27 protein-coding genes and 1 pseudogene are annotated in these 24,444 nt (G+C 69.6%); 12 read left to right on the plus strand and 16 right to left on the minus strand.

Annotated features, from left to right (window positions below; genetic code table 11):
• Complete coding sequence (locus KBZ19_RS05180) at positions 1 to 360, minus strand: hypothetical protein (RefSeq protein ID WP_255100083.1); 360 nt, start codon at positions 358 to 360, stop codon at positions 1 to 3.
• Between the two features lie 145 nt (positions 361 to 505).
• On the opposite strand from KBZ19_RS05180, the gene KBZ19_RS05185 reads away from it, so the two are divergent.
• Together KBZ19_RS05185 and KBZ19_RS05190 are read left to right on the plus strand one after the other, a co-directional pair.
• Positions 506 to 1,519: a heat-inducible transcriptional repressor HrcA gene (locus tag KBZ19_RS05185; protein ID WP_255100084.1), complete on the plus strand. Its 1,014-nt coding sequence runs from the start codon at positions 506 to 508 to the stop codon at positions 1,517 to 1,519.
• A gap of 28 nt (positions 1,520 to 1,547) precedes the next feature.
• On the plus strand, positions 1,548 to 2,345 hold the full coding sequence (locus KBZ19_RS05190; protein WP_094511708.1) for a 20S proteasome subunit A/B: 798 nt from the start codon (positions 1,548 to 1,550) through the stop codon (positions 2,343 to 2,345).
• Here the strand turns inward: KBZ19_RS05190 and trpB are convergent.
• Positions 2,330 to 3,589 (minus strand): tryptophan synthase subunit beta, encoded by a 1,260-nt coding sequence (trpB, locus tag KBZ19_RS05195; protein WP_094511713.1) that lies wholly within the window; start codon positions 3,587 to 3,589, stop codon positions 2,330 to 2,332. The two genes, KBZ19_RS05190 and trpB, sit on opposite strands and share 16 nt — an antisense overlap.
• Before the next feature lie 78 nt (positions 3,590 to 3,667).
• The gene (locus KBZ19_RS05200; protein WP_094511718.1) at positions 3,668 to 3,934 is read right to left on the minus strand and encodes a hypothetical protein; all 267 of its coding nucleotides are present in this window, start codon (positions 3,932 to 3,934) and stop codon (positions 3,668 to 3,670) included.
• A gap of 45 nt (positions 3,935 to 3,979) precedes the next feature.
• Between KBZ19_RS05200 and KBZ19_RS05205 the strand changes: the two genes are divergently transcribed.
• On the plus strand, positions 3,980 to 4,306 hold the full coding sequence (locus KBZ19_RS05205) for a translation initiation factor (protein WP_094511722.1): 327 nt from the start codon (positions 3,980 to 3,982) through the stop codon (positions 4,304 to 4,306).
• Here KBZ19_RS05205 and KBZ19_RS05210 read toward each other — a convergent pair.
• Entirely contained in the window at positions 4,266 to 5,381 is a 1,116-nt protein-coding gene (locus KBZ19_RS05210) for an AI-2E family transporter (RefSeq protein WP_198948263.1), read from the minus strand. The two genes, KBZ19_RS05205 and KBZ19_RS05210, sit on opposite strands and share 41 nt — an antisense overlap.
• 3 nt (positions 5,382 to 5,384) lie before the next feature.
• Positions 5,385 to 5,882 carry a 5-(carboxyamino)imidazole ribonucleotide mutase gene (purE, locus tag KBZ19_RS05215; protein WP_094512368.1) on the minus strand — a complete coding sequence of 166 codons (498 nt, stop codon included), beginning with the start codon at positions 5,880 to 5,882 and terminating at the stop codon, positions 5,385 to 5,387.
• Between the two features lie 131 nt (positions 5,883 to 6,013).
• On the opposite strand from purE, the gene KBZ19_RS05220 reads away from it, so the two are divergent.
• The 3 genes and pseudogenes from KBZ19_RS05220 to KBZ19_RS05230 all read left to right on the plus strand — a co-directional run bounded on the left by KBZ19_RS05220 (position 6,014) and on the right by KBZ19_RS05230 (position 8,847).
• Positions 6,014 to 7,183: an N-acetylglucosamine-6-phosphate deacetylase gene (locus KBZ19_RS05220; protein WP_255100087.1), complete on the plus strand. Its 1,170-nt coding sequence runs from the start codon at positions 6,014 to 6,016 to the stop codon at positions 7,181 to 7,183.
• Between the two features lie 28 nt (positions 7,184 to 7,211).
• Positions 7,212 to 7,949, plus strand: a complete 738-nt coding sequence (gene bchM, locus KBZ19_RS05225) for a magnesium protoporphyrin IX methyltransferase (RefSeq protein WP_255100088.1) — start codon at positions 7,212 to 7,214, stop codon at positions 7,947 to 7,949.
• A gap of 80 nt (positions 7,950 to 8,029) precedes the next feature.
• Positions 8,030 to 8,847 (plus strand): annotated as a pseudogene (locus KBZ19_RS05230) (NAD(P)-dependent oxidoreductase).
• Between the two features lie 17 nt (positions 8,848 to 8,864).
• On the opposite strand, the gene KBZ19_RS05235 reads toward KBZ19_RS05230, so the two are convergent.
• Genes KBZ19_RS05235 through KBZ19_RS05245 form a run of 3 tightly spaced genes read right to left on the minus strand, consistent with a single transcriptional unit; the run spans position 8,865 to position 11,300 of the window.
• On the minus strand, positions 8,865 to 9,881 hold the full coding sequence (locus KBZ19_RS05235) for a pseudouridine synthase (protein WP_255100089.1): 1,017 nt from the start codon (positions 9,879 to 9,881) through the stop codon (positions 8,865 to 8,867).
• A gap of 43 nt (positions 9,882 to 9,924) precedes the next feature.
• The gene (locus KBZ19_RS05240) at positions 9,925 to 10,743 is read right to left on the minus strand and encodes a response regulator transcription factor (RefSeq protein ID WP_094511746.1); all 819 of its coding nucleotides are present in this window, start codon (positions 10,741 to 10,743) and stop codon (positions 9,925 to 9,927) included.
• 59 nt (positions 10,744 to 10,802) lie between these two features.
• Positions 10,803 to 11,300 (minus strand): hypothetical protein, encoded by a 498-nt coding sequence (locus tag KBZ19_RS05245; protein ID WP_255100090.1) that lies wholly within the window; start codon positions 11,298 to 11,300, stop codon positions 10,803 to 10,805.
• Between the two features lie 189 nt (positions 11,301 to 11,489).
• Between KBZ19_RS05245 and KBZ19_RS05250 the strand changes: the two genes are divergently transcribed.
• Complete coding sequence (locus tag KBZ19_RS05250; protein WP_255100091.1) at positions 11,490 to 12,677, plus strand: cysteine desulfurase family protein; 1,188 nt, start codon at positions 11,490 to 11,492, stop codon at positions 12,675 to 12,677.
• Here the strand turns inward: KBZ19_RS05250 and KBZ19_RS05255 are convergent.
• Positions 12,655 to 13,200, minus strand: coding sequence for a DUF456 domain-containing protein (locus KBZ19_RS05255; RefSeq protein ID WP_094511761.1), 546 nt, complete (start codon positions 13,198 to 13,200; stop codon positions 12,655 to 12,657). The two genes, KBZ19_RS05250 and KBZ19_RS05255, sit on opposite strands and share 23 nt — an antisense overlap.
• Positions 13,200 to 14,093 carry a 16S rRNA (cytosine(1402)-N(4))-methyltransferase RsmH gene (rsmH, locus tag KBZ19_RS05260; protein ID WP_255100092.1) on the minus strand — a complete coding sequence of 298 codons (894 nt, stop codon included), beginning with the start codon at positions 14,091 to 14,093 and terminating at the stop codon, positions 13,200 to 13,202. The genes KBZ19_RS05255 and rsmH overlap by 1 nt, the downstream gene beginning before the upstream one ends.
• Before the next feature lie 61 nt (positions 14,094 to 14,154).
• Between rsmH and KBZ19_RS05265 the strand changes: the two genes are divergently transcribed.
• A complete protein-coding gene (locus KBZ19_RS05265; protein ID WP_094511771.1) occupies positions 14,155 to 15,339 on the plus strand; it encodes an NAD(P)H-quinone oxidoreductase subunit H in 1,185 nt (394 codons plus the stop codon).
• 86 nt (positions 15,340 to 15,425) lie between these two features.
• Positions 15,426 to 15,776: a DUF2752 domain-containing protein gene (locus tag KBZ19_RS05270; protein ID WP_255100093.1), complete on the plus strand. Its 351-nt coding sequence runs from the start codon at positions 15,426 to 15,428 to the stop codon at positions 15,774 to 15,776.
• Between the two features lie 43 nt (positions 15,777 to 15,819).
• On the opposite strand, the gene KBZ19_RS05275 is transcribed toward KBZ19_RS05270, so the two are convergent.
• Positions 15,820 to 16,518, minus strand: a complete 699-nt coding sequence (locus KBZ19_RS05275) for a hypothetical protein (protein ID WP_255100094.1) — start codon at positions 16,516 to 16,518, stop codon at positions 15,820 to 15,822.
• A gap of 205 nt (positions 16,519 to 16,723) precedes the next feature.
• Between KBZ19_RS05275 and KBZ19_RS05280 the strand changes: the two genes are divergently transcribed.
• Positions 16,724 to 17,272, plus strand: coding sequence for a thioesterase family protein (locus KBZ19_RS05280; RefSeq protein ID WP_255100095.1), 549 nt, complete (start codon positions 16,724 to 16,726; stop codon positions 17,270 to 17,272).
• On the opposite strand, the gene KBZ19_RS05285 is transcribed toward KBZ19_RS05280, so the two are convergent.
• The 5 genes from KBZ19_RS05285 to menA are packed head-to-tail and all read right to left on the minus strand — an operon-like array spanning position 17,269 to position 21,062.
• Positions 17,269 to 17,451 carry a hypothetical protein gene (locus KBZ19_RS05285; RefSeq protein WP_255100096.1) on the minus strand — a complete coding sequence of 61 codons (183 nt, stop codon included), beginning with the start codon at positions 17,449 to 17,451 and terminating at the stop codon, positions 17,269 to 17,271. The two genes, KBZ19_RS05280 and KBZ19_RS05285, sit on opposite strands and share 4 nt — an antisense overlap.
• Positions 17,451 to 17,717 carry a TM2 domain-containing protein gene (locus KBZ19_RS05290; protein WP_094511789.1) on the minus strand — a complete coding sequence of 89 codons (267 nt, stop codon included), beginning with the start codon at positions 17,715 to 17,717 and terminating at the stop codon, positions 17,451 to 17,453. The genes KBZ19_RS05285 and KBZ19_RS05290 overlap by 1 nt, the downstream gene beginning before the upstream one ends.
• 25 nt (positions 17,718 to 17,742) lie before the next feature.
• Positions 17,743 to 18,987, minus strand: coding sequence for an AMP-binding protein (locus KBZ19_RS05295; RefSeq protein WP_255100097.1), 1,245 nt, complete (start codon positions 18,985 to 18,987; stop codon positions 17,743 to 17,745).
• Between the two features lie 18 nt (positions 18,988 to 19,005).
• Positions 19,006 to 20,121 carry an o-succinylbenzoate synthase gene (locus KBZ19_RS05300; RefSeq protein WP_255100098.1) on the minus strand — a complete coding sequence of 372 codons (1,116 nt, stop codon included), beginning with the start codon at positions 20,119 to 20,121 and terminating at the stop codon, positions 19,006 to 19,008.
• Positions 20,103 to 21,062: a 2-carboxy-1,4-naphthoquinone phytyltransferase gene (menA, locus tag KBZ19_RS05305; protein WP_094511795.1), complete on the minus strand. Its 960-nt coding sequence runs from the start codon at positions 21,060 to 21,062 to the stop codon at positions 20,103 to 20,105. Before menA ends, KBZ19_RS05300 begins: the two co-directional genes overlap by 19 nt.
• A gap of 77 nt (positions 21,063 to 21,139) precedes the next feature.
• On the opposite strand from menA, the gene KBZ19_RS05310 reads away from it, so the two are divergent.
• Positions 21,140 to 22,564: an isochorismate synthase MenF gene (locus tag KBZ19_RS05310; RefSeq protein WP_094511797.1), complete on the plus strand. Its 1,425-nt coding sequence runs from the start codon at positions 21,140 to 21,142 to the stop codon at positions 22,562 to 22,564.
• A 41-nt stretch (positions 22,565 to 22,605) separates the two neighbouring features.
• Positions 22,606 to 24,333 (plus strand): cyclic nucleotide-binding and patatin-like phospholipase domain-containing protein, encoded by a 1,728-nt coding sequence (locus KBZ19_RS05315; protein WP_255100099.1) that lies wholly within the window; start codon positions 22,606 to 22,608, stop codon positions 24,331 to 24,333.
• Positions 24,334 to 24,444 lie beyond the last annotated feature (111 nt).

The following is a 24,444-nucleotide window of genomic DNA, read 5'->3' on the forward strand; positions in this document are numbered from 1 at the left end:
CTACCAGACCGATGGCGCGGTACAGGTCCTCGTCTTACCGCAGTCAGCGGAGCGGCGGCGGTAAGCCGGGCTGGCCCAGATCGGCTCCATCACCTGACGCCGGAGCAGCTCCACGATTGTGGCGCTGATGGTGCTGAGCTGCGCAACGAGCAGGTTGTGGCCGACCCGGCGGGTTCGGACCCCGCTCCTCTTTTGCACGTGCTGGTGATGGAGATCGTGGAGGGCGATCGCCTGCTCCAGCCGCACCACTCCATGAGCAACAGGGGCCGCGCCTGTGAGCGGAGTGGTCTCCGCGATCCTGGGCACGCTGGTGTCCTCAAGGGTCAGGTTGGATTCGCTGTCGACTGCGGCCGCTGCCAACGCTTCACTGGCTTCTGCCTGCTGCCATCCAAGCGATCAGCCATGAAACCCGAACCAACACCTAGCGGCCTTGTTGCCCAGACGAAATGGTGTTCCTGTTGGCCAGCGGCGTCGTTGGTATCGGTTACGGTTCGCGCACCATCCGTTGACTAGCCCCTCGTTGCCTCACCTCAGCCGCCGCCATCAGCAGGTGTTGCAGGCAACGGTGCAGCATTACGTGGACACGGTCGAGCCCGTGGGGAGCCGCACCCTGGTGCAACGCTTCGGCTTCCAGACCTCACCTGCCACGGTGCGTTCGGCCATGGGGGCGCTGGAGCAACAGGGCCTGCTTGTGCAGCCGCACACCTCCGCCGGGCGTATTCCAAGCCAGCGCGGCTACCGCCTCTACGTGGACAGCCTGCTGCCACCCCCCGGTGCCGGAGCGCTGCAACTGGAGCAGGAACTGCTGGGGCTGAGCCTGCGCTGGGCTGCCCTCGACGATCTGCTGCTGCATCTGGCGCGGCGGCTGGCCGATCTCACCGGCCTGCTGAGCCTGATCACACGCCCCCAGGGCGATCGCTCCGCCCTTCAGGCCGTGCGCCTGGTGCCCAGCGGCGACCGCCTGCTGGTGTTCCTGGTGGAGAACGCCGTGATGACCAGCTGCCTGAACCTGCATCTGCCACCGGCGGCGGCCCCCGAGCTGCTGCCGCTCGAGCGCTGGGTGATGGATCAGCTCAGCCTGCATCCGGGCCAGCCAATCCCCTGGAACGCCCTGCCGCCTCAGCTGCAGCGCAGCGGCTGGCTGCTGCGCGAGGCGCTCCGCAGCCACCGCATGGCCCGTCCGGGCGATGCCGACGGCGCCCTCGCGCTCGGGCTGGGGGGATTGCTGGGGCAGCCGGAATTCAGCCGCACCGCCACGCTGCGGCCGCTGGTGCAGCTGGTGGAGGAAGACCCCCATCTGCTGCTGCAACCTGACGGCAGACCCAGCGAAGGCGTCTGGATCGGTGCCGAAAATCCCCATCCCGCCCTGCAGGACTGCGCACTCGTGCAGGCCACTTACCGCACCGGCGACGGCAGCCAGGGGCACGTGGCCCTGGTGGGGCCGATGCGGATGGCCTACGCCACCGCCCGGGCGGCGGTGCGCTCGGTGGCCGCCAGCCTGCAGCGGTTGCTCAGTTGAGCGGCCGGCGGCTTGAGAGCATGGCGCCATGACTTACTGCGTCGGTTTCCTGCTCAAGGAGGGTCTGGTGATGTGCGCCGACTCCCGCACCAATGCGGGGGTGGACTACATCTCCAGCTACCGGAAGCTGCACGTGTTCCAGCCGGCACCTGACCGGCTGTTCGTACTTCTGGCGGCGGGCAACCTGGCCACCACCCAGGCGATCCTCAACTGGATCCGCCGCGACCTCAGCGCCGCCGCCACTCCGGCGGCCGTGGGGGCGCCGGCCAGCGCTGCAGCTGATGACCGGACCGCCGGACCGGACCTGCTCAGCTGCCGTCATCTGTTCGAGGCGGCGGCCTACATCGGCCGCCTGAGCGTGGCGGTGCAGAACGAGAACGAGAGCGCCCTCAAGCAGGTGGGCGCGAGCGGTGAGGCCACCTTCATCCTTGGCGGCCAGATCGCCGGCAACGACCACGGCCTCTACCGGATCTACGCCCAGGGCAACGCGATCATGGCCACGCCGGAAACGCCGTTCCTGCAGATCGGCGAGAGCAAATACGGCAAGCCTCCCCTCGATGTGGTGGGTGACTACGGGATGTCGCTGGAGGATGCCACCCGCCTCTGCCTGATTTCCCAGGTGATCACCCGGCGCTCCAACCTCACGGTGGGGCCCCCGTTCGAGGTGGCGCTCTATCCGCGCAATTCGCTGGCCATCTCCCAGCACCTGCGCCTGGAGCGGGGCTCCAAGCTGCTCGGCGAGATGGCCCGGATCTGGGCAGACAGCCAGCGCGATGCGCTCAGCAACCTGCCCCGGCTGCCCTGGGAGCCTCAGCCGGCCAGCTGATCCCCCAACCGGTCAGCCACGGTGTTCACGTCCTTGTCGCCGCGGCCGGAGAGGTTCACCACCACTTCGGTGCCCGGCGCCAGGGTGGGGCAGAGCTGCTCCAGCCAGGCGAAGGCGTGAGCGGTTTCCAGCGCCGGGATGATGCCCTCGAGCTCAGACACCAGGCGCAGGGCAGTGAGCGCCTCGTCGTCGGTGACGGCGGCATACTCCGCCCGGCCCACATCCCGCAGGTAGCTGTGCTCGGGGCCGACGCCCGGGTAATCCAGGCCGGCGCTGATCGAATGGGCCTCCTGCACCTGCCCTTCGCCGTCCTGCAGCAGCAAGCTCATGGCGCCATGCAGCACGCCGATCCGCCCTTCGGTGATCGTGGCGGCATGGCGTCCCGTGGCCACGCCCTCGCCGGCGGCCTCGACGCCGATCAGCCGCACGGAGGTGTCTTCCACGAACGGGTGGAACAGGCCCATGGCGTTGGAGCCACCACCCACGCAGGCCACCAGCACATCGGGCAGACGGCCGAAGGCCTCCTGGCACTGGCGCTTGGCCTCCTGGCCGATCACGGCATGGAAATCACGCACCAGCATCGGGTAGGGGTGCGGGCCGGCCACCGAGCCGAGGATGTAATGGGTGGTTTCCACGTTGGTCACCCAGTCACGGATCGCTTCGCTGGTGGCGTCCTTGAGGGTGGCGGTGCCGGCGGTGACCGGCTGCACCGTGGCGCCCAGCAGGCGCATGCGGAACACGTTGAGCGCCTGGCGGCGCATGTCTTCGGCGCCCATGTACACCACACACTCGAGGCCGAAGCGGGCGCAGACGGTGGCGGTGGCCACGCCGTGCTGGCCGGCGCCGGTTTCAGCGATGACCCGCTTCTTGCCCATGCGCAGGGCCAGCAGGGCCTGGCCGAGGGCGTTGTTGATCTTGTGGGCACCGGTGTGGTTGAGGTCTTCGCGCTTCAGCCAGAGGCGCGGGCCTCCTTCCGGGCGGGCGTAGTGGGCGGTGAGCCGCTCGGCTTCGTAGAGCGGCGTGGGGCGGCCCACATAGGTGCGCAGCAGGTGGTCGAGCCGGCTGGTGAAGGCGGGATCGGCCCAGGCCTCCGCAGCCGCCTGCTCCAGCTCCGCCAGGGCGGGCATCAGCGTTTCCGGCACGTATTGCCCGCCGAAACGTCCGAAGCGCCCCTGGGGAGTGGGCCGCACGGACACCTGAAGGTCGGCGGGATTAGGGGAGAGCGGGGGGAAGGTGCTGGTCACCGGTGCCGGGCGGTATCGGGCCAGCCTAGGAAGCGGAAGTCGCTGCCACACTCCCGGGCGTCAGCGCTGCTGACCAGCTCAGGGGGGAAGCGGTGGTGGCGGCGTCAGCCGCGGCCAGGTCGACGGGGCACGCTGGCTGGGGGGACCGGCCGGCGGGACGCAGGGCGCCTGCCCGGGCACCACGAAGCGCAAGGCCCGCACCTGGCCCGGCGCCGGCGGTCCGGTGCCGCCGATGGCGGCGTCTGGCGGCGGCGAGGGAGTCAGCCCCGCGGGCGGGCAGGGCAGGGGTTGGCGCGTGTCCAGATCGAGGCGAAGCATCTCCAGACGGAGGGGTGGCAGGTCCATGCCCGGCAGGTGCGCTGTGATGGAAGCGTCGCCACCACGATCGCCATGGGCAAGGGAAGCTGGCAGGAATTCAGCCGCGCCGAGAGCACGGCACGGCCGGCGGGCCCGGTGTCCCCGGCCGCACCCCGCAACCAGCAACGGGTGCGGGTGCAGCGCACCAAGGCGGGCAAAGGCGGCAAGACCGTCACCGCCATCACCGGCCTGGAGTTGCCGGAAGATGACGCCCGCACCCTGCTGAAGCAGCTCAAGGCCCGTGCCGGCACCGGCGGCACCCTCAAGGACGGGGTGATCGAGCTGCAGGGCGATCAGGTAGGGCCGGCGCTGGAAGCGCTTACGGCAGCGGGCTTCCGACCGAAGCAGGCGGGGGGGTGAGCGGCTGGGGCTCCGGCAGCCCCAGCCGCCGGGCCAGTTCATCGAGAAAGGTTTTCAGGCAGCTCGCCACTGGCACCGCCAGCAGCAGGCCCAGCAATTCACCGAGCCCCAGCAGGCTGCCCACCCGGGCACCCACCGGCAGGCTGAGCAGCAGCCAGGCCGGCTGCAGACCCACGATCTGGCCCATCAGCCGGGGCTGAATCACCTGATCCACCACCTGCCCCACGCTGATGGCCGCCACCAGCACCTCCACGCCTGTGCGGGGGTCTTCAAGCACCAGCAGGCCGCTCACCAGCAGGATCGTCAGCGCGCTGGCATAGGGAACCAAGGTGGTGAAGCCGATCGCCACGGCAAACAGCACGCCGTAGGGGATCTGCAGCAGGGTGAACACCACGATCTGCGCCACGCTGAGGATCAGGGCCAGCACCACCTGGCCGCCGAAGTAGCCGCGAAAGGTGGTGACCAGGGTGTTCAGGACCATCGCCCGCCAACTGGAGGGCAGCCAGCGGGCCAGACCGCGTGGGATCGCCTCGCCGCCCACCAGCAGAAAAACAGCCAGCACCACCACGATCAAGGTGTTGATCGTGAGGTTGAGCGTGGCGCCGAGCAGCCCAAGCAGGCGCTGGCTGAGCTGGCTGGCGAACTTGGTGGAGCCGGTGAGCAGTTCGCTGCTGAAATCGCTGAAATCAGCGGGCAGGCCATGGGCGGCGGCCCAGAGCTGGGTCTGATCCAGCAGCATCTGCCCCTGCACCAGCCAGCCGGGCAGGGCATTGAGCAGATCGCCGAGCTGCTGCACCAGCCGCGGCAGCAGCCAGAGGCTCGCCAGCACCAGCAGGGCAAGCCCCAGCCCGAGCACCAGGAGCAGCGCCAACACGCGCGGCATGCCGCGCTGCGTGAGCCAGCGGCTGGGGATGTCCAGCAGGAAGGCGATCAGGGCAGCGCCCAGGAACAGGGAGGGGAAGGGCGCCAGCGGCACCAGCACCTGCCGCAGCACGAACATGTTCAGCACCAGCAGCGGCAGAGTGAGCCCGAAGCGAACCCAGAGCGGCAGCGGCATGGTGAAGCGTTCAGCCATCGATCAGCTCCCCATGCCCTGCAGGTAGGCCGCACTGCCCAGCTCCTGCAGACGCCGGTCCTTGGTGGTCACCTGGTCGTGGAGAGCACGGCGATGGGCGAGCACACGGTCAGCCAGCTCGGCATCGGCGGTGGCCAGGATCTGTGCCGCCAGCAGGCCCGCATTGGTGCCGCCACCGATCGCCACGGTGGCCACCGGGATGCCGGCCGGCATCTGCACGATCGAATGGAGTGAATCCACCCCAGACAGGGCCCGGCTCTGCACCGGAACGCCGATCACCGGCAGAGGCGTGAGCGCCGCCACCATGCCGGGCAGGTGTGCGGCACCGCCGGCGCCGGCAATGATCACCTTGAGCCCCCGGCCGGCGGCGGCTTCAGCGAAGGCCACCATCTCCAGCGGCGTGCGATGGGCGGAGAGCACGCGCACCTCCACCGCCACCCCGAACTGCTCCAGCACGGCCACCGCCGGCTGCAGCGTGGGCAGGTCGGAGTCGCTGCCCATCACCACGGCCACACGGGGACAGGCGGCCTGCCCAGGGCCGGCGGCAGCAGCGGAAGCAGACACAGCAACCACAGGGGGCAGGGCAGCGAGGATGGCATTCTCCCGCCGACCGCGGCCCGCCGCTGACGTTGATGCGCTGGCTCAGCAACGTTCGCCTCCCGGAGGCCGTGCCGCCCTGCAGCCCAGGGCACTGGCGCGTCGGCGTGGACACGGCCGGAACGATCGCCTGCCTTGAACCACTGGAGGCGGGCAGCGCCGCCGCCGGCGACGACTGGATCGGCGACTGGCTCAGCCCGGCCGGGGTGGACCTGCAGATCAACGGCGGGCTGGGACTGGCCTTTCCGGAGCTCACCGACGCGGATCTGCCCCGCCTGCTGGAGCTGCTGGAACTGCTGTGGCGCGATGGCGTGGAGGCGATCAGCCCCACCCTGGTGACCTGCGGCGTGGCGCCGCTGCGCCAGGCCCTGGCGGTGCTGCGGACGGCCCGCGCCCTTCCCGCCCCTGGCCGGGCCCGGCTGCTGGGGGCGCACCTGGAGGGTCCGTTCCTGGCGAAGGCGCGGCGGGGAGCCCACCCGGAGGCGCACCTGGCGCTGCCCAGCCTCGCGGCTCTGCAGGCGCGAATCGAGGGGTTCGAATCCGAGATCGCCCTGATGACGCTGGCGCCGGAGCTGGACGGGGCCGAAGCGGTGATCGCCGCCCTGTGTGCGCAGGGGATCGTGGTGAGCCTGGGCCACAGCGAAGCCAGTGAGCGGCAGGCGCAGCACGCCTTCGAGGCGGGCGTGGGCATGCTCACCCACGCCTTCAACGCCATGCCCGGCCTGCACCACCGGGCGCCGGGGCCGGTGGCGGCGGCGGTGCTGCGCGGCGACGTGGCCATGGGCCTGATCGCCGACGGGGTGCATGTGGCGCCTTCACAGGCGGTGCTGCTGCAGCGGCTCGCGCCCCGGCAGGTTGTGCTGGTGAGTGATGCCCTGGCGCCCTACGGGCTGCCGGAGGGGCGGCACCGTTGGGACAGCCGCAGCCTGCTGGTGGAAAACGGCAGTTGCCGGCTGGAGGACGGCACCCTGGCGGGGGTGACGCTGCCGCTGCTGGAGGGCGTGGTGCGGCTGGCGGGCTGGAGCCGGGCGCCGGGCGCGGCGATCGCCGCGGCCACCGTGCTGCCCCGGCGCGTGCTGGGTGATCACCGCCCCGTGCAGGAGCTGCTGCTGGGTCAGCCGCTGGCGGAGGCCCTGCGCTGGAGCGGTGGCGACGTGGACCCCCTGCGCTGGCGCCGTGCCGGCGCAGCCACCCGCACTCCTTAGGATCCGGCCACCCACACCCCCTGAGCGCATGGCCGCCGAACCGCTGCTGGACACCGACGCGGCGCCCACCACCAGCGAGAAGGCAGCGGAGAAGCTGGAGGTGCGCGACTACTTCAACAGCACCGGCTTCGAGCGCTGGAATCGCATCTACAGCGACAGTGACGACGTCAACAAGGTGCAGCGCAACATCCGCATCGGCCACCAGAAGACGGTGGATCAGGTGCTGGCCTGGCTGCAGGAGGAAGGCGACCTGGCCGGCCGCAGCTTCTGCGACGCCGGCTGCGGGGTGGGCAGCCTCAGCCTGCCGCTGGCCCAGCTGGGGGCCGGCCGCATCTCGGCCAGCGACCTCTCGGAAGCCATGGTGCAGGAAGCTGGTCGCCGCGCCGCCGCCGCCGGCATCGATCCCGCCCGGCTGACCTTCCACACCTCCGATCTGGAGAGCCTCAGCGGCCGCTACGACACGGTGGTGTGCCTCGATGTGTTCATCCACTACCCCCAGGCCGCCGCCGAGGAGATGGTGCGCCATCTGGCCGGCCTGGCGGAGCGGCGGCTGATCGTGAGCTTCGCCCCCTACACGCCTCTGCTGGCGTTGCTCAAGGGGATCGGCCAGCTGTTCCCCGGCCCCAGCAAGACCACCCGCGCCTACACCCTGCGTGAAGACGGCATCGTGGCCGCCGCCGCCGCCGCCGGCTTCCAGCCGCTGCGCCGCAGCCTCAACCAGGCGCCTTTCTACTTCTCCCGCCTGATCGCCTTCGAGCGGGCATGAGCGCCACCGCCGGGGCTGGGGCGTCAACGCCGAACCGGGAGCCGGTGGCGTTCATCGGCCTCGGCGCCCTGGGAGCGCCGATGGCAGCCCGGCTGCTGCAGGCGGGCCACCCGCTCACCGTGCACAACCGCAGCCGCCAGCGGGAGCTGCCGCTGGCGGCAGCCGGCGCCCACCGGGCCGCCTCGGTGCCGCAGGCCGCCGCCGCTGCTGCGGTGCTGTGCCTCTGCCTCAGTGACGACCGGCCGTGCAGGCGGTGCTGCTGGAGCAAGCGCTGGCGGCCCTGACCCCCGGCGCCTTGGTGATCGACTTTTCCACGATTGCTCCCGCCACCAGCCGCGCCCTCGCCAACCGCCTGGAGGCCGATGGGATCACCTACCTCGATGCACCGGTGACCGGCGGCACCGAGGGGGCCCGCGCCGGCAGGTTGGCGGTGCTGGTGGGCGGCAGCGCGGCGGCGCTGGAGCGGGCACGGCCGCTGCTGGAGGCGGTGGGGAGTTCGATCAGCCACTTCGGCCCCGTGGGCGCCGGCCAGCAGGCCAAGGCGGTGAACCAGGTGCTGGTGGCCGGCAGCTATGCCGCCGTGGCCGAAGCGATTGCGCTGGGCCGACGGCTTGGACTGCCAATGGCACAGGTGTGCGCCGCGCTCGAAGGGGGTGCGGCCGGCTCCTGGGCCCTGCGCCACCGGGCGGGCAACATGCTCAGCGATCACTACCCGCTGGGCTTCCGGCTCGCCCTGCACCGCAAAGACCTGGCGATCGCCCTGGCGGAAGCGGCCGCCGCCGGGCTGGAGCTGCCGCTCACCGCCCAGGTGGCCGCGATGGAAGACACGCTCATCGCCGCCGGCCACGCCGAAGAGGATGTGTCGGTGCTGGCCCGCTGGTTCGAGGCCGGCCACTGAGCGCCGGCCACTGAGCATCAGCCGCCAGCTGCCGGGGCGAGCTCCAGAGCTGGCGGCAGCGGCGCCTCCAGCTCCAGCCAGGTGCCTTCGGGCCGGGGCAGCACGAGCCGGTGGGCGTGCAGCTGGTAGCCCCCCAGGCCCGGCAGGGCCTGGGGGCGGGCCTGGCCGCCGGGCAGGTAGAGGGGATCGCCCAGCAGCGGCGTGCCGACGCTGGCGGCATGGATACGGATCTGATGGGGGCGACCGCTGCGGATCGCCACCTCCACCAGATGGGCCTGCGGGCGCACCTGCAGCAGGTGCAGCTCGCTCCAGGCCGGCAGGGGCGCCGCCGCAGAGTCCGCAGCGGAGGCGGCCGCCCACACCTGGCCCAGCAGCGGATGGGGCCAGCGGCCGATCGGCGTGTGGATCTCCAGCCGCTCGCCCACCGCGATCGGCAGGGGGCCTGCCTGCGTGAGTGCGCGGTAGAGCTTGCGACAGCCGCTCTCGGGGGCAGCGGTGCTCTCGCGGAGCAGGGCGCTGAGCCAGGCGCGGGTGGCCGGCTGGCGGGCCAGCACCAGCAACCCGGAGGTGAAGCGGCCGAGCCGATGGACGGGCCGGGGCACGCCGGTGGTGGCAGTGGCGGCCGAGTGCCGCTGTCTCCGCTCGATCAGACGCAGCACGGTGTGCTCCAGGAAGCCGCCGGCCGGCAGCACCGGCAGGCCGCTGGGCTTGTCGATCACCAGGATGTCGCCGTCGTCATGGACGACCTGCCACTGATCCGGCACCGGCGGTTCTTGCCAGGGGGGCCGATGCCACGCCAGCCGATCCCCCGGCGCGAGGCTGCCATCGGCCCGGAGCTGCTGGCCGTTCCTGTGGATCTCGCCGGCCTCCAGCCGCGCCTGCCACACCTGTTGATCGGAATGGCGGTAGCGGGCGGCGTAGAAGGCGGAGATCTTCTGGCCCGCCGCGGCGCTGCCGGCCCGGTGGGTGTAGATCCAGCCCTGGTTGAGCGACCCTGCAGGCACGGGCTTGCGCGGGATTGAGGAGAAGGACACCCTGCCCGGGCCACGACCGGTGCTGGAGCTGCCGGTGGCTATCTCATTCCACCAGGCTGTTTTCGAGCGCGTAGCGGACCAGTTCGGTGCGGCTGGTGGTGCCGGTCTTGGTGAACAGGCGGCTCACGTACTTCTCGACGTTGCGGATCGAGGTTTCCAGACGGCGGGCGATCTCCTTGTTCATCAGGCCTTCGGCCACCAGCTGCAGCACACTCGCCTCGCGGGGCGTGAAGTCGAGCTTGACGCCGGTCGGCGCCTTCTTGCCGCCACCCCCCTGCAGCAGCGAGCGGATCTCGGTGATCTGGCGCGCCATCTGGCCGATGTCGGCATCGGCGTAGCGGGCGGCCTCGGCCAGCAGCCGCTCCTGGCGCCGCACCATGTTGCGCACCCGGGCCACCAGCTCGTCAGGGTCGAATGGCTTGGGGATGTAATCGTCGACGCCCGCCTGGAAGCCCTCGATGCGGTCGGCGGTCATGCCCTTGGCGGTGAGGAAGATCACCGGCGTACCCCCCAGCCGCTCATCGCCCCGCAGGCGCCTGAGCAGGCCGTAGCCATCGAGGCGGGGCATCATCACGTCGGTGAGCACCACATCCGGCACGATCTCCTGGGCCACCTTCCAGCCTTCTTCGCCGTCGTTGGCGGTGACCACTTCGAAGCCCTCGTCCTGCAAGTAGGCCTGCACCGCGGTGCGCAGCCCCGGCTCGTCGTCGACGAGCAGCAGGCGCGGCGGCTGGGCGGCCACAGGGGTGGCGGCGCTGGCCTCGCCGGAATGGGCCGCGGCAGTGGGCTCCAGACCCTGTGCAAAGGGGTGGTCCGGGGCGGCGTCGCCGTCGGGTGCGGCTGCTGGGATGGCTTGGCTCATGGACCCACCGGTGGTGCCGGAAATCTATCCAGGGCCGCCAACCCGGCTGCGGGCCGGCTTCAGAGCGATCCTGCGGGCAGCAGTTGCTCCCGTTCCTGCAGGTTGCCGCTGTAGCCCAGCTGCAGCGCCACGGCACGCAGCCCTTCCGGGTCCTGGCCCGCATGCTGTGGGTGACACGAGGCCCACCAGACGAGATGGTCCCGGCGGTTGACGCTGGTGATCACCCCGCCGGGGTTGAGCTGGCGCAGGATCAGCTGGCGGCCGTCATTGGTGACCCGCATCGGCGCCGTGGCGGAGCAGCCGATCGTTTCGCTGCGCACCTTGACATCGTTCGGCAGCTCCTCCCACACCTTGATGCGCAGCAGACCGGGGCGAGCCGGATCAGCAGTGACGGCATAGACCCCCAGCGCCTGCACGCCCCCGGGCACCACACGCTCCACCAGCAGTGCCATGCCCGGCGGGCGGTTCTGGGAAGGGATCAGCACCGGAACGCCCTGGCCATGGGCCGCGGCCACCACCAGGACCATGGAGCTGAGGGCCAGTGCGCAGCGAGGCATCAGCAGGAGAGCGCAGGGGCAGGACAGCAAGCCAAGGATCTGGCGCCTGCCGCCATTCTCCACGCTTCTTCCCGGCCAGCGCGCCAACATCGAAGCCACAACGCCGCTGTGATCGTGCGGCGCCACTGCTACAAGGGAAGCGGGGTCGCCGCAGCGTCCCGACCCTTCTTCCCAGCCCCAGGCGATCCCGTGACCCATCCCTACCTGGACTACCAGGCCACCACCCCCTGCGAGCCGGCGGTGGTGGAAGCGATGGCGCCCTACTGGAGCGAGCTGTTCGCCAATCCGTCCAGCCGCCTGCACCGGCCGGGGCTGGAGGCGGCAACAGCGGTGGAGCGGGCGCGGGAGCAGCTGGCGGCGCAGCTGGGCGTGTCGATCGAGCGCGTCGTGTTCACCAGCGGCGCCACCGAAGCCAACAACCTGGCGCTCAAGGGGCTGGCGGAAGCGCGCCAGCACCTGGGCCGTCACCTGATCACGGTGGCCACGGAGCACAAGGCGGTGCTCGACACCATGCGCGAGCTGGAACGGCGCGGCTTTGCTCTCACCGTGCTGCCGGTGGGCGCCGATGGCCTGCTGGATCTGGGCGATCTGGTGGCGGCGCTGCGCCACGACACGATCCTGGTGAGCGTGATGGCCGCCAACAACGAAATCGGCGTGCTGCAGCCGCTGGCGGCGATCGGTTCGCTCTGCCGCGCCAGCGGTGTGGCGTTTCATTGCGATGCCGCCCAGGCCTTCGGCCACCTGGCGCTGCAACCCGACGCCCTCGGCATCGATCTGCTCAGCATGAGCGCCCACAAGTTCTACGGGCCGAAGGGCATCGGCGCGCTGGTGGTGGGCGAAGGACTCACGCTCAACCCCCAGCAACACGGCGGCGGCCAGGAAGGGGGCCTGCGGGCCGGCACCCTGCCGGTGCCGCTGATCGTGGGCATGGCCAAGGCCGCCACGCTCGCCCTGGCCGACCGGGAGGAGCGCGAGGAGCGGCTCGGCGCCCTGCGGCAGCGGCTGCTGCACGGCCTGCTGGCGATCGAGGGCGTGGCGGTGAACGGCAGCCTTGAGCAGCGCCTGGCTCACAACCTCAACGTGCGCATCGTCGGTGTCGATGGCAACCGGCTGCACAGCCTGTTGCGGCGCCAGCTCACGGTGAGCGGCGGCTCGGCCTGCAGTGCCGGCAGCCCCTCCCATGTGCTCGCCGCCCTGGGGCTCGACCGCGCCGCGGCGGCGGCCTCGGTGCGCTTCGGGCTGGGCCGCGGCACCACCACGGGCGACATCGATCAGGCAATCGCCGCTGTGGCCGCCGCCGTGACGGAGCTACGCCAGGCGCCCGCCGCGGTGACCGCGCTGGACACGGAGGCGCTCAGGGCGCCAGCACCGTGCTGAGCAGCACAAAGCCCGCCACCCCCAGCAGCGCCAGCAGGAACTGAGCCACCCGGCTCACCAACATGCCGGCCACCACCGCCAGCCCCACGAGCAACGCACGGCGCAGCCGCTCCAGCCCCAGCGGCCCCAGCGCCGACGACGCCGACACCAGCTCCCCGAGGGTGGCCCCCAGCAGCGGCCCCACCAGGGCACCGAGCAGCGGTCCGCCCACCGGCAGGGCGGGCAGCAGCCCCAGCAAGCCCACCACCAGCCCGAGGCCGGCGCCGATGTAGGCCCAGCGGGTGGCCTGCAGACGGGCCGCCCCCAGCACCACCCCGAGCGCGTCGGCCCCCCAGCCCAGCAGCAGGATCAGGCAGGCCAGCAGCAGGGTGGGCCAGGCGGTGCTCCAGCCCGCCGCCCACACCCACAGGCCGGCCCCGAGCGGCAGGAAGATCAGCCCCGGCAGCACGGGCAACAGGGTGCCGGGAATGGCCACCAGCTGCAGCGTGAGCGCTACCCACCACAACGCATCGAGCGAAGCCATCAGCGCCTTGCCGCCAGCCGCAGCTTGGCGGAGCGGCTGCGGGGATTGGCCTCCTGCTCTGCCGCCGTGGCGATCAGCGGCTTGCGCGTGCGCCGCTCCAGGCGTTCATCGCTCAGAAACGCCGTCTTGACGCGGCGATCTTCGAGCGAATGGAAGCTGATCACCGCCAGGAGGCCGCCCGGCAGCAACCACTGCGGAGCCTGCTGCAGGAAGCGGTCGAGGGCGCCGAGTTCATCGTTGACGGCGATGCGCAGGGCCTGGAAGGTGCGGGTGGCGGGGTGAATGCGGCCGCGCCGGGCCGCTGGCGGGTAGCAGCCGGCCACCAGGTAGGCAAGGGCGCTGGTGCCGCCGCCCGTTCGGTCCGCCGGGCTCCAGGGGCGCTGCTCGACGATGCGGCGGGCGATCCGCCGCGAGAGCCGTTCCTCGCCGTAGGAATAGATCAGATCCGCAAGGTCCTTCTCGTCGAGGCGGTCGAGCAGCTCGGCGGCACTCTCGCCGGCGCTGGTGTTCATGCGCATGTCGAGGGGACCATCGGCGCGGAAGCTGAAGCCGCGCTCCGCCACATCCAGCTGGGGACTGCTCACGCCCAGATCGGCCAGCACCCCGTGCACAGGGGTGGCGGGGGCGTAGGCGGCGAAATTGGTGGCGATCAGGCGCACCCGCTCGCCGAACGGGGCCAGCCGCGTGGCGGCGGCGGCCAGGGCGGTGGCGTCCTGATCCAGACCGATCAGCTGCAGGTCGGGGTGCGCCTCCAGCAGCAGGGCGCTGTGGCCGCCACCGCCCACGGTGGCATCGATCACGGTGGCGCCAGGAGGCAGGTCGCTGAAGGCCGCCAGCACGGCATCGGCGAGCACCGGCAGATGGTGGAACCCGGAGGGGGCGTCTGGCGGCAAAGGCCCTGGTTGCGGCGATCCCTTCCTAAGATCCGGCGGATCGCTCGCCCGCCCCGGCGCCATGACGCAGCTCGAAACACGCACCGAGCCGATGGTGGTGAACTTCGGGCCTCACCACCCCTCGATGCACGGGGTGTTGCGGCTGGTGGTGACCCTCGACGGCGAGGACGTGGTGGACTGCGAGCCGGTGATCGGCTACCTCCATCGCGGCATGGAGAAGATCGCCGAGAACCGCACGAACGTGATGTTCGTGCCCTACGTGAGCCGCTGGGACTATGCCGCCGGCATGTTCAACGAGGCGATCACGGTAAACGCGCCGGAACGGCTGGCCGACATCCCGGTGCCGAAGCGGGCCAGCTACATCCGGGTGCTGATGCTGGAGCTCAACCGCATCGCCAACCACCTGCTGTGGCTGGGCCCGTTCCTGGCGGATGTGGGCGCCCAGACCCCTTTCTTCTACATCTTCCGCGAACGGGAGATGATCTACGACCTCTGGGAAGCGGCCACCGGCCAGCGGCTGATCAACAACAACTACTTCCGCATCGGAGGCGTGGCTGCCGATCTTCCCTACGGCTGGCTGGAGAAGTGCCTCGATTTCCTCGATTATTTCGGCCCAAAGATCGATGAATACGAAAAGCTGATCACCAACAACCCGATCTTCAAGCGCCGGATCCAGGGCCTCGGCGTGATCAGCCGTGAGATGGCGATCAACTGGAGCCTGTCGGGCCCGATGCTGCGCGCCTCCGGCGTGCCCTGGGATCTGCGCAAGGTGGATCACTACGAGTGCTACGACGACTTCGACTGGGACGTGGCCTGGCGCACGGAAGGCGATTGCTATGCGCGTTATCAGGTGCGCATCGAGGAGATGCGTCAATCCCTGAAGATCCTGCGGCAGGCCTGCAAGGGAATTCCCGGCGGCCCCACCGAAAACCTGGAAGCCAGGCGCATGAGCGAGGGCAAGGGGGGTGAATCCTTCGGCTTCGACTATCAGTACATCGCCAAGAAAGTGGCCCCCACCTTCAAGATCCCCGGTGGTGAGCTCTACGCGCGGCTGGAATCCGGCAAAGGGGAGCTGGGCGTGTTCATCATGGGCAACGACGACGTCACCCCCTGGCGCTGGAAGATCCGCGCCGCCGATTTCAACAACCTGCAGATCCTGCCCCACATTCTCACCGGGGCCAAGGTGGCCGACATCATGGCGATCCTCGGCTCCATCGACGTGATCATGGGCTCGGTGGATCGCTGAGCGCCTCACGCCGCCGTGATCCGCAGCGGAGCCGGCGTCAGCGCTGGCTCGATCAGCTGCGGCGCTGCGGCGTTGCCCTTCCGGCCTTGCTCACCGGCTATCTCTGGCTGAAGGGCTGGCACGCTGGCCTGCCGGGACTGTCCTGTCCGCTGCGGGCGCTCACGGGAATTCCCTGCCCCACCTGCTTCCTCACCCGTGCCACGGCAGCCGCTCTCAACGGCCAGCTGGCCACCTCAGTGCAGCTGCACGGCTTCGGGCCGCTCGCCGCAGCCGCCCTGGTGGTGTGGTCGGTGGCAGCGTTGCGCAGTGGTCGACTGGTGCCCCGGGCTCTGAACGGACGTCATCTGGTGCTGGCCGCCGCGGCATTGCTGCTCTACTGGGCCGCACGGATGCTGTTCAGTTACGGGCTCGGTCTGCCTGCGTTTCCAAGCGGGTAGCCCACTCCACCTCAGCGGATATGGGCGTGATGCTTCCGGGGAGCTAGCTGATGGCTCCCTGGTGATACGCCGAGTTCTGGATGTAGAAGGTTCCCACCGGCACGGCCACGAGAGCTCCGAGGCCACAGGTGCAGACGGAAACGATCAGTACGACCAGCCAGGTGAGCAGCTGGATGCCGGCAAACGTGCGACCGCGCGGTGAGCGATACACCGCCTGGAACGAAGACACGAAGGCCTCCACGATCGGCTGATCACTGAGGAAGATCCTGTTCACGAACACCGGCGTCACCAAGGCCACGGCAATACCGGGCAGGATGCAGAGCAGGAAGCCCACGGTGGTCACCACCGAAAACAACGCACCGGCGAGGAGGTATCGCAAGGGCCGCTGCAGCAGGGCGCGGAAGGCCACCTGAGAGGAAATGTTCTCGCCGCTGTCGTAATGCATGGCGGGCACGGCCACGAACAGCACCCCCACCAGATTGGAGAGGATCGCGAACGGCACCTGGGAGAGATTGCCCAGCCAAACGGCCAACGACCCCACGGCTTCAGCATCGGTATTGCCGCCGGCCAGACCGATCCCGATCAACGAAAAGATCACCGATACGACAAAGCCGATCACAGCGATGACGATGGTGGCCACCCAGATCAGCAGGATGGTGGGGATGTGGGCCACAAACGCCGCCCAGGCCTTGTTGATGCTGGGCGGCTCGTAAGCGATCTCGGCGGCCAAAAGAAAAAACAACGCACTGAGGGGAACGTAGTCGTGGTGACCACAGCCGACAACAGACCTGTCATGAACGGCGGAAATCTCCCGCCGACACGCAAGCACGACACGGCGCTGCAGGCCTCGTCCGCCACTCCGGCGGCGTGGGTGGCTTGACCACCACGCCGGCTTTGTGGGGCGGCCCACCAGGATGGTCAGACGGCGGGAAGGATGGAGGAAGGTGATGCAGCCAGGGGAGGGTGCGATCAACCCGGAGGTGGGGGAACCCGGCACCCGCCAGGATCCCGCCGACTGGCTGGAGCTGCGGCGAATGGTGCGCTTCGGCGACACCGATGCCGCCGGCGTGATGCAGTTCCACCAGTTGCTGCGCTGGTGCCACGAAGCCTGGGAGGAAAGCCTGGAGCGCTTCGGCATTGCGGCCGCAGAGATCTTTCCGACCCCCGCCGCCACGCCCGCCCGCGCGCTGCCGGTGGTGCACTGCGACGCCGACTACCGGCGGCCCCTCGTCTGCGGCGCGCCCCTGCGGATCAGGCTGGAGCCTCAGCGCCTGGAGGCATCGAGCTTCGAGGTGGCCTATCGCTTCACTTCTGAAGGGCGTGAAGTGGCGCGGGCCCGACTGCGCCATGTGGCGATCGATCCAACGGTCCGGCAACGGCAGGCGCTGCCGGATGCGGTCGAACGGTGGCTTGCGGCCTCAGCACCGGCTGCGTCATCAGCTTCTGCAGCGCCAGTGGAGCCGGCAACACCACCAGCGGAGTCCGTTCCGGGCTAGCGGCCGAAGACCCACAGCAGCCCCGCCAGCTGGAGCGGCAGCAGGGAAGCGATCAGGGTGAGGGGATGGAGCGGTTCCAGCGCGAGCCCGGGAGCCAGGCTGACGCTGGCCACGCCTCCCACACCAAGCACCACGAGCAGCAGGGCTCGACGTGCTGTGCCGACGCGTTGCTTCGCCATCAGAACCACTCCTTCTGGGCATCGATATAGGTGGCCTTGAAATCCTGAGGGGTGGCGGCGAGATAAATGATGCCTTCGATCAGGCCGATCACACCCATCACGAAGCCGCCGAACCCGCAGGTGAGCACAGTGACGAGCAGCATGATGATGCCGGCCTTGGTGTAACCGAGCATGAACTTGTGAATGCCCAGTGCACCAAGAAAGAGCCCCAGCAGCCCTGCCACCAGTTTCTTGTTGGCGATCTCGGAATCAGTCAGGTCAGCCATCGGTGGCAGTCAACGCGCACCCTCTTTAGCGGGGTTCGGGGTTGATTTCATGCTGTTGCCGCAACCATTCATGCCAGCGCGGCCGCTGCCACTTGCCCGTGTCGGTGCGCGCCAGGGATGTGCAGGTCCACCAGTGCATCGGCCGCTCGGCCGGCGGCAGGCGGCGGGCGAGCTCCATCAGGCCTTCGCGCAACGGCGCAGCAGCTCCGACTGGCAGCGGGCGGACCAGGGCCACCAACCGCTCCCCCCATAGAGGATCCTGCACCGGCAGCAACAGCAGATCCGCCAGTGGCAGGCCGGCGGCGGCGGCCAGCCGCTTCAGCCGCTGCTCCACCTGCTCGGGAAACACAGTTTCGCCGCCGCTGTGGATGGCGCCGTCGAGCCGGCCCAGCACCTGCAGACCGGCCGGTGTGAGCTGCCCGGCATCGCCGCTGGCCCACCAGCCCTCGCCGCCGGGTTCAACGAACGGGCGCAGGCCGCTGCCGTCGGGGGCCAGCCAGCCCGGGCTGAGCCGCCCGCAACGCAGTTCGATCGCGCCATCAGCGGGGTTCAGGCGCAGGGTCACATCGTCGAGGGGGTGGCCGCAGCCCCCATCGCCGGCCAGAAAGCGCTGCGGCGGCAGCGCCGTGACCATGGCGGCGGTTTCGGTGGCCCCATAGCAAGGGGCGAGGCGGATCTCCTCGCGCCGGGCCCAGGCGGCCAGATCCGGAGCCAGGGGAGCCCCACCCGTCCAGATCACTGCCAGGCCCCGCAACCAACGCCGCCCTGCCGGATCCGCCAACAGGCGCTGCAGCTGGGTGGGCACCAGCGACAGCAGCACCGGACGATCCGTCGGCAGCGGCACCGCCTCCGGCAGCTCAGCCGGCGCGCGCAGCAGCTGCGGCGGCAACCAACGCCACTGACCGCCCCACTGGCGAGCACGCAGCACCGGCATCAGGCCGCTCGTGTGCTGCAGCGGCAGCGGATTGAGCTGCAGGCAGGCGGCGGGATCGAGGCCCAAGGCCTGCAGCCAGGCGGCCGTGGCGCGGGCCGAGGCCTGCAGATGGGCCAGCGGCTGCAGGCACCAGCGGCGCCCGCCACGGCTGCCGCCGCTGCCAATCACCACTCCCGGCGCCGCCAGCGGCGGGCAGCCGGCCATGGCCGCCACCAGCTCCTCCCCTTCCCCTGCCGCACACAACCCCACCAGTTGCCCCCGCTGCCAGGCGGCCAGCAACCGGGCCACCTGCGGCTCAGGCGCCACCTCGGCGTGCACTTCGATGCTGAGGGCCATCGTCTGCCCGATCAGGCGTCACAAGCTATGGCCTTCCTCGGCCTGCTGGCCGGCGCCAGCCGCCTGCCACACGGTTTCCGGATCGGCGGCGCACAACGCTGAGGCCTGCGCCCAGCCGGGCGCCAGGCCGGGAGCGGCGGGGGTGGCGCTCCGGCTCTGCAGCGCCGCCAGATGCCCCACCAACCGCTGCGCGATGCCCGTTTCGAAGGCCGTGCTCAGCACCACTGCACTGGCGCCGCCGTCGCCCTGCTGCAACGCCGCCAGCAGCTGCCGGGGATCCCCTTCCACGACAGGCCGCCGCACCTGCCAGCCCGGCCAGTGGCGGCGCAGGGCGGGATCGAGCTGCAGCGACTCATCCAGCGCCACCGGCACCTGTCGGGCCAGCTCCTGTAGGCCGGGAAGGTCAGCGGGAGCCAGGGGCTGCTCCAGCCATTCCAGGCGCGGATCCTCTGCCAGCCGCTCGGCCCACTGCCAGGCCGTAGCGCGGTCCCAGCCACCGTTGGCATCCAGGCGCAGGCGGCTGCCGGCAGGCAGGCGCGCCAGCAGCTGCTCCAGCAGCTCACGCTCGACCTCATCGCCTGCGGCGGCCACCTTCCACTTGCAGGTGAACGGCGGCTCAGCTGGCAGTTCTAGCGGCACAGGCCGCCGATCGAGCGCCGCGTCCAGCGCCGCCACCGCCGCTTCCCCTGCCGGCAGGAGCACGGCGGAAGGGGGCGCCGCCAGCCAGCCGCCGGCGGCCGCGCCCAGCAGCCCATCGGCTTCCGCCAGGGCCAGGCCGAGCGCAAAAGCCAGCTCGGGCGGCAGGGAAGGCAGGGACGCCTCCAGCTCCTGCCGGGGCAGAGCGCTGCCAAGGGCCTTGATCGCCGCGGCCAGCGAGCGCTGGCGCTCCTGGGCGGTGGCTGGGGTGAAACACAGCGGCGCCGCTTCTCCCCAGCCAAGGCCGGCTGGGGCGGCCAGGCAGGAGCTGGTGCTGCCATGGCTGGGGGCGTCGATGCGGGAGTTGCCCGGGCCTTCGGCCTGGAGCCGCAGCAACCAGCCGTGCTTTTCGGCCATGGCACCCTGGGCCGTGACGAGCGGACGTGCCAACGGCAGCCGGAAGGGCCGCCAGGTCAGCGTCACCAGCGGCTCAGCCATGGCCCCACCGCCAGTCCACAGGCCAGGCCGAGTCCGTTGAGGGCTTGAAACTGAAGCGCCAGGAACTTGCTGCTGGTGATCCGCTCAGGGGCGGCGTGGTGCTCCCGCAGCAGCTGGATCAAGGCACGGGCCGGTGGCAGGCCCACCACCCCGAGCAGGGCCGTGAGCGGCCAGCGACCCAGCAGCACCGGCGCCCACTGCAGCGCCAGGGTGAGGGCCACGAACCAGGGCACCAGCGCCGCCGCCGGTGCCGTGCCGAGCCGCACCACCGGCGAGTGCTTGCCATTGGCGGCGTCTTCCGCCACCTGGTGGAAATGGGAGCAGAACAGCACCAGGGTGGTGGCAATGGCAGGCCCGCCGCCAAGCAGCAAGGCGGTGCGCCAAGGGATCGCTGTGGCCGTCGCGGCGGGGGCGAGTGCCAGCAGGGCAGCGGCTGTGGCCAGCGGCCCGAAGGCCAGCCAGCACAGCGGTTCCCCCAGCCCCCTGTAACCCAGCCGCAGCGGCGGCCCCTGGTAGGCGTAGCCGAGCCCGCAGCAGGCCAGCACCAGCGCCAGCACCGCCGGAGTGCTGCGGGCCGCCACCACGGCGATCAGGACCAGACCCAGCCCCAGGCAGCCATTGGCCAGCACAGCCACCTGGTCGCGGCGGCCGGTGAGGTTCACCACTGAATGGGGCTTGCCGAGCCGGTCCACGCCGGTATCGGCATCAAAGACATCGTTGGCCAGGTTCTCCCAGCCGAGCAGGAGCACAGCCGCCACAAGGAACCCCAGCAGCTGGTCCCAGCGCGGAACCTGTCCCTGGCCGGCCAGCCAGCCAGCGGCCAGCAGCACGGGCATCACCGCCACCGAATACATCGGCCACTTGATGGCTGCCTTCCACAACCGGCGACGGGCGGGATCCGCGCAGGCGTAACGGCTTGCGACGACCTTGGGGTCGGACATGGGCAGCGGAGACGTCGGACCGAAGAGGACCCATACATTTGAGCAGCTTCCGCCCGCCGCTCCCGGCCCTCCCCCTGGTGCAGGTCGCCCCTTCCTTCACCGATCTGCTGGCAGCCGCCGCCCTTGGGGCACGGCAGCTCGAGGAGGAGGGCGTGCTCAGCCTGGCCCTGCCGATTCCCGCTCGGGACCCGCTGGCGCTCCTCCCCCACCTGGGAGATGGCCATCGTTTCCGCTTCCTCTGGGATGGCGCCCCCGGGCTCTGCCTGGCGGCAACGGGCCACACGAACAGCCTTGTTCTGAGCGGTCCACGCCGCTTCGAGATGGCCCAGCGGTTCAGCGCCGTGAGCCTGAGCCGGCTGGTGACGGTGCCCCAGTTCTGCCCCGCCGCGGCGCGGCCACGGGTGCTGCTGGCCTTCTCCTTCTTCGACAGCCCGCTGCAGGAAGGCAATGGTGTAGCCGGTGTGGAGGCGGTCCTGCCCCGCTGGCAACTCAGCCGCCAGGGCCGCCATTGCTGGCTGAGGTTGCAGCGCAATCTGGGCGGGGATGTCACCACCCGAGCGATGGCCGAAGAGCTCTGGGAGCAGGCCCGCCGTCTGGAACAGCTGCCGACGGATCACGAGGCGGAGCTCCCCCTGGGCAGGGGCCCGGGCATCGCCAGCCGTTCTCCCTGGGAAGCGGGCTACCGCGAAGCGGTGACGCGTGCCCTGGAACTGGTGGAGAGCGGTGCGCTGCGCAAGCTGGTGGTGGCGGTGCGGCAGCAGTTGCAGCTCGACCGCCCGCTGGATCCACTCCAGTTGCTGGCCCATCTGCGACGCCATCAGCCCGGCAGCTGTCGCTTCCTGTGGCAGCAACGGGAAGGTGCGGCCCTGATCGGCGCCTCGCCGGAGCGGCTGCTGACCGTGCGCCAGGGCCAGCTGCGCAGCGACGCCCTGGCCGGCACCGCCCCCTGCGGGCCGCTGGCCGACCAGCTCAGCCGGTCTGTCAAAGACCGGCACGAGCACGAGCTGGTGGTGGAGGCGATCACTGAGGTGCTGGCCGGCGCCGGACTGTCGCCGCGGCGGCCGCGCCATCCGCGGCTGGCTCGGCACGGCCAGCTGGTGCATCTGCACACCCCCATCACCGCAGCCCTCGGGGACCAGCAGCTGCTGGCCCTAGCGGCGGCGCTGCACCCCACACCGGCGGTGGCGGGGCTCCCCCGGCGGGAAGCGATGGCCTGGCTGCGCAGCCTGGAACCGTTCGAACGAGGCCACTACGCCGCCCCGATCGGCTGGATCGACAGCGCTGGCGACGCCGAGCTGCGGGTGGCCATCCGCAGCGGGCGCCTGCACGGTGACCAGCTGGAACTCACGGCGGGTGCGGGCCTGGTGCGGGGTTCGGAACCGGAGCGGGAGCTGCAGGAAGTGGCCCTGAAACTGGGTGTCCTGCAACAACAACTCAATCTGCCGCTGGATCCAGCGATCCCGCACATACGCAGGCCCGCCAGTAGCAGCCTGCAGGGGTAGAGGGATAATCACACGCAGTTCAACAGTGCCGCACAGACGGGATGACGACGAGGGAGCGGCTGCAGAAGGTCTTCAAACACTCCCGGATGTTCAGAAGCATTCCGTCCAGCTGCATCGAGGCTCTGAACCCGCAGACAGGCACGATCAAGGAAGGCGATCTTCTCTTCCAAGAAGGGGAGTCAGCCGACTTCGCCTATGTGATTGAAGCAGGAATTCTCGGCCTGTTCAGCGGCGGACTGGAGCACACCACCTGCTGCTTCCGCAAAGTGGTGCAGGGGGATCTGGTGGGTGAATACGGGTTGTTCTGTGATCAGCCACGATCCGCTTCTGCAATCGCGCTGACCGATCTGAAGTACTTCCAGTTCGGCAAGGAAGATCTCCAGCAGATGCTGCATCAATCGGCTGATTTTCAGACTCAGCTGTTGGCATCGCTGGCCGAAGCCGCCTCCATCGGCAGGGATCCAAGGCAATCTCCTCTCAATACCATTCTGATTCACAATGTCCACCCGGAGTCCTTGCTCACACGCCAGGTCCTTGTGGAGCTGGCCAGCCATCTACGTAGCCAGGCGGGCAAAACCATCGCCTTAGAAAACCCTGTCATCACACGTCATTGCAGCAGCGAGGCTGAACTTCACCACCAGCTGACGGAAGCCACCAAAGCGCGCGATCTTCAGGTGTTGATCACGGACGATCCGCTGGCAGTGAGCTGGAGGAATCAGAAGTTGATCGACCGGCTGGTGATTCTCAGTGATGGCACCGTTGACCATGCCGATCTGCCCAGCCGTATGGATTCGGAGGCGATTCTGGTGCGGCTCTGGCCCATGGAGCAGGATTGCCCCAGCACGCAGGGCTGGTTCAGCGACAAGAGTTTTGCCTTCGTGCTCAACATCAAAGCGGCCAAGCAAAGCCATATGGAACGGCTGGCCCGCACGGTGCTGCGCCTCCAGAACATTCTGGTGCTGGGCGGTGGTGGTGCCAGGGGATTTGCTCATGTTGGAGCGATCGCGGCCCTACAGGAACTTCCGGTGGACGACATCGACATGGTCATGGGCGTGAGCATTGGAGCACTCGTTTCCTCCTTGGCAGCCTTTGAGCTGACCGCGCAGCAAATCCTCGGACACCTTGAGCGAGTGATCATCGACGCCAAGCCCTACACCATCACCATTCCCCGCGACTCCCTGTTTTCGTTGTCCAATTCCCAGCGTGAGCTCGCCGCCTTCTTCGGTTGCTCGATGATTCAAGACAGCTGGTTGGTGCTGCAGTGTTTCTCCACCAATCTCTCCACCAATCAGCTTCAAGCCTGGACAGCTGGCGACATTCCCACGGCTGTGATCGCCAGCATGTCAGTGCCGGGAATCTTTCCACCCGTTGAAGACACCACTGGCGAACTGCATGTGGATGGCGGAATCCTGAATAATCTTCCCATCGCTCCGGCCCGGCACCTGACCGATGGCAGGATCATCGCCATCTCACTGGATGTAGAGCCAGATTCCGCCAATCAATGTGGTGTGAACCGGCAGCGGCGCAGACCATCCCTCGGCAAAACCATCATCAACGCCATGATGTGTGCCTCCCACGCTGCTTCCCAGTCACAGGAGCACCTTGCCGATGTGGTGCTGAGGCCTGAGATCGGGCACTACCCCTTCATGGAATGGAAGAGTTACAGCCAGATCTTTGAAGCTGGCTACAACCATGCACGCAGCCAACTCCCCAGTTCACTCGCTTCGGGAAACACCCCCCAGACGCCGAGCAAGCCGAGCAGCTTCTGAGCGAGTGGGTCGAGCGCTGCGCGCTTAGCCATCAGCCACCCACCAAGTCAGCTTGGCCATTGGATCGGCATCCAGCCGATCGGGATTCCACTGGTGCTGGTCTTCCTGCCC

It is taken from the genome of Synechococcus sp. L2F (assembly GCF_024345695.1).
Classification (GTDB): Bacteria; Cyanobacteriota; Cyanobacteriia; order PCC-6307; family Cyanobiaceae; genus MW101C3.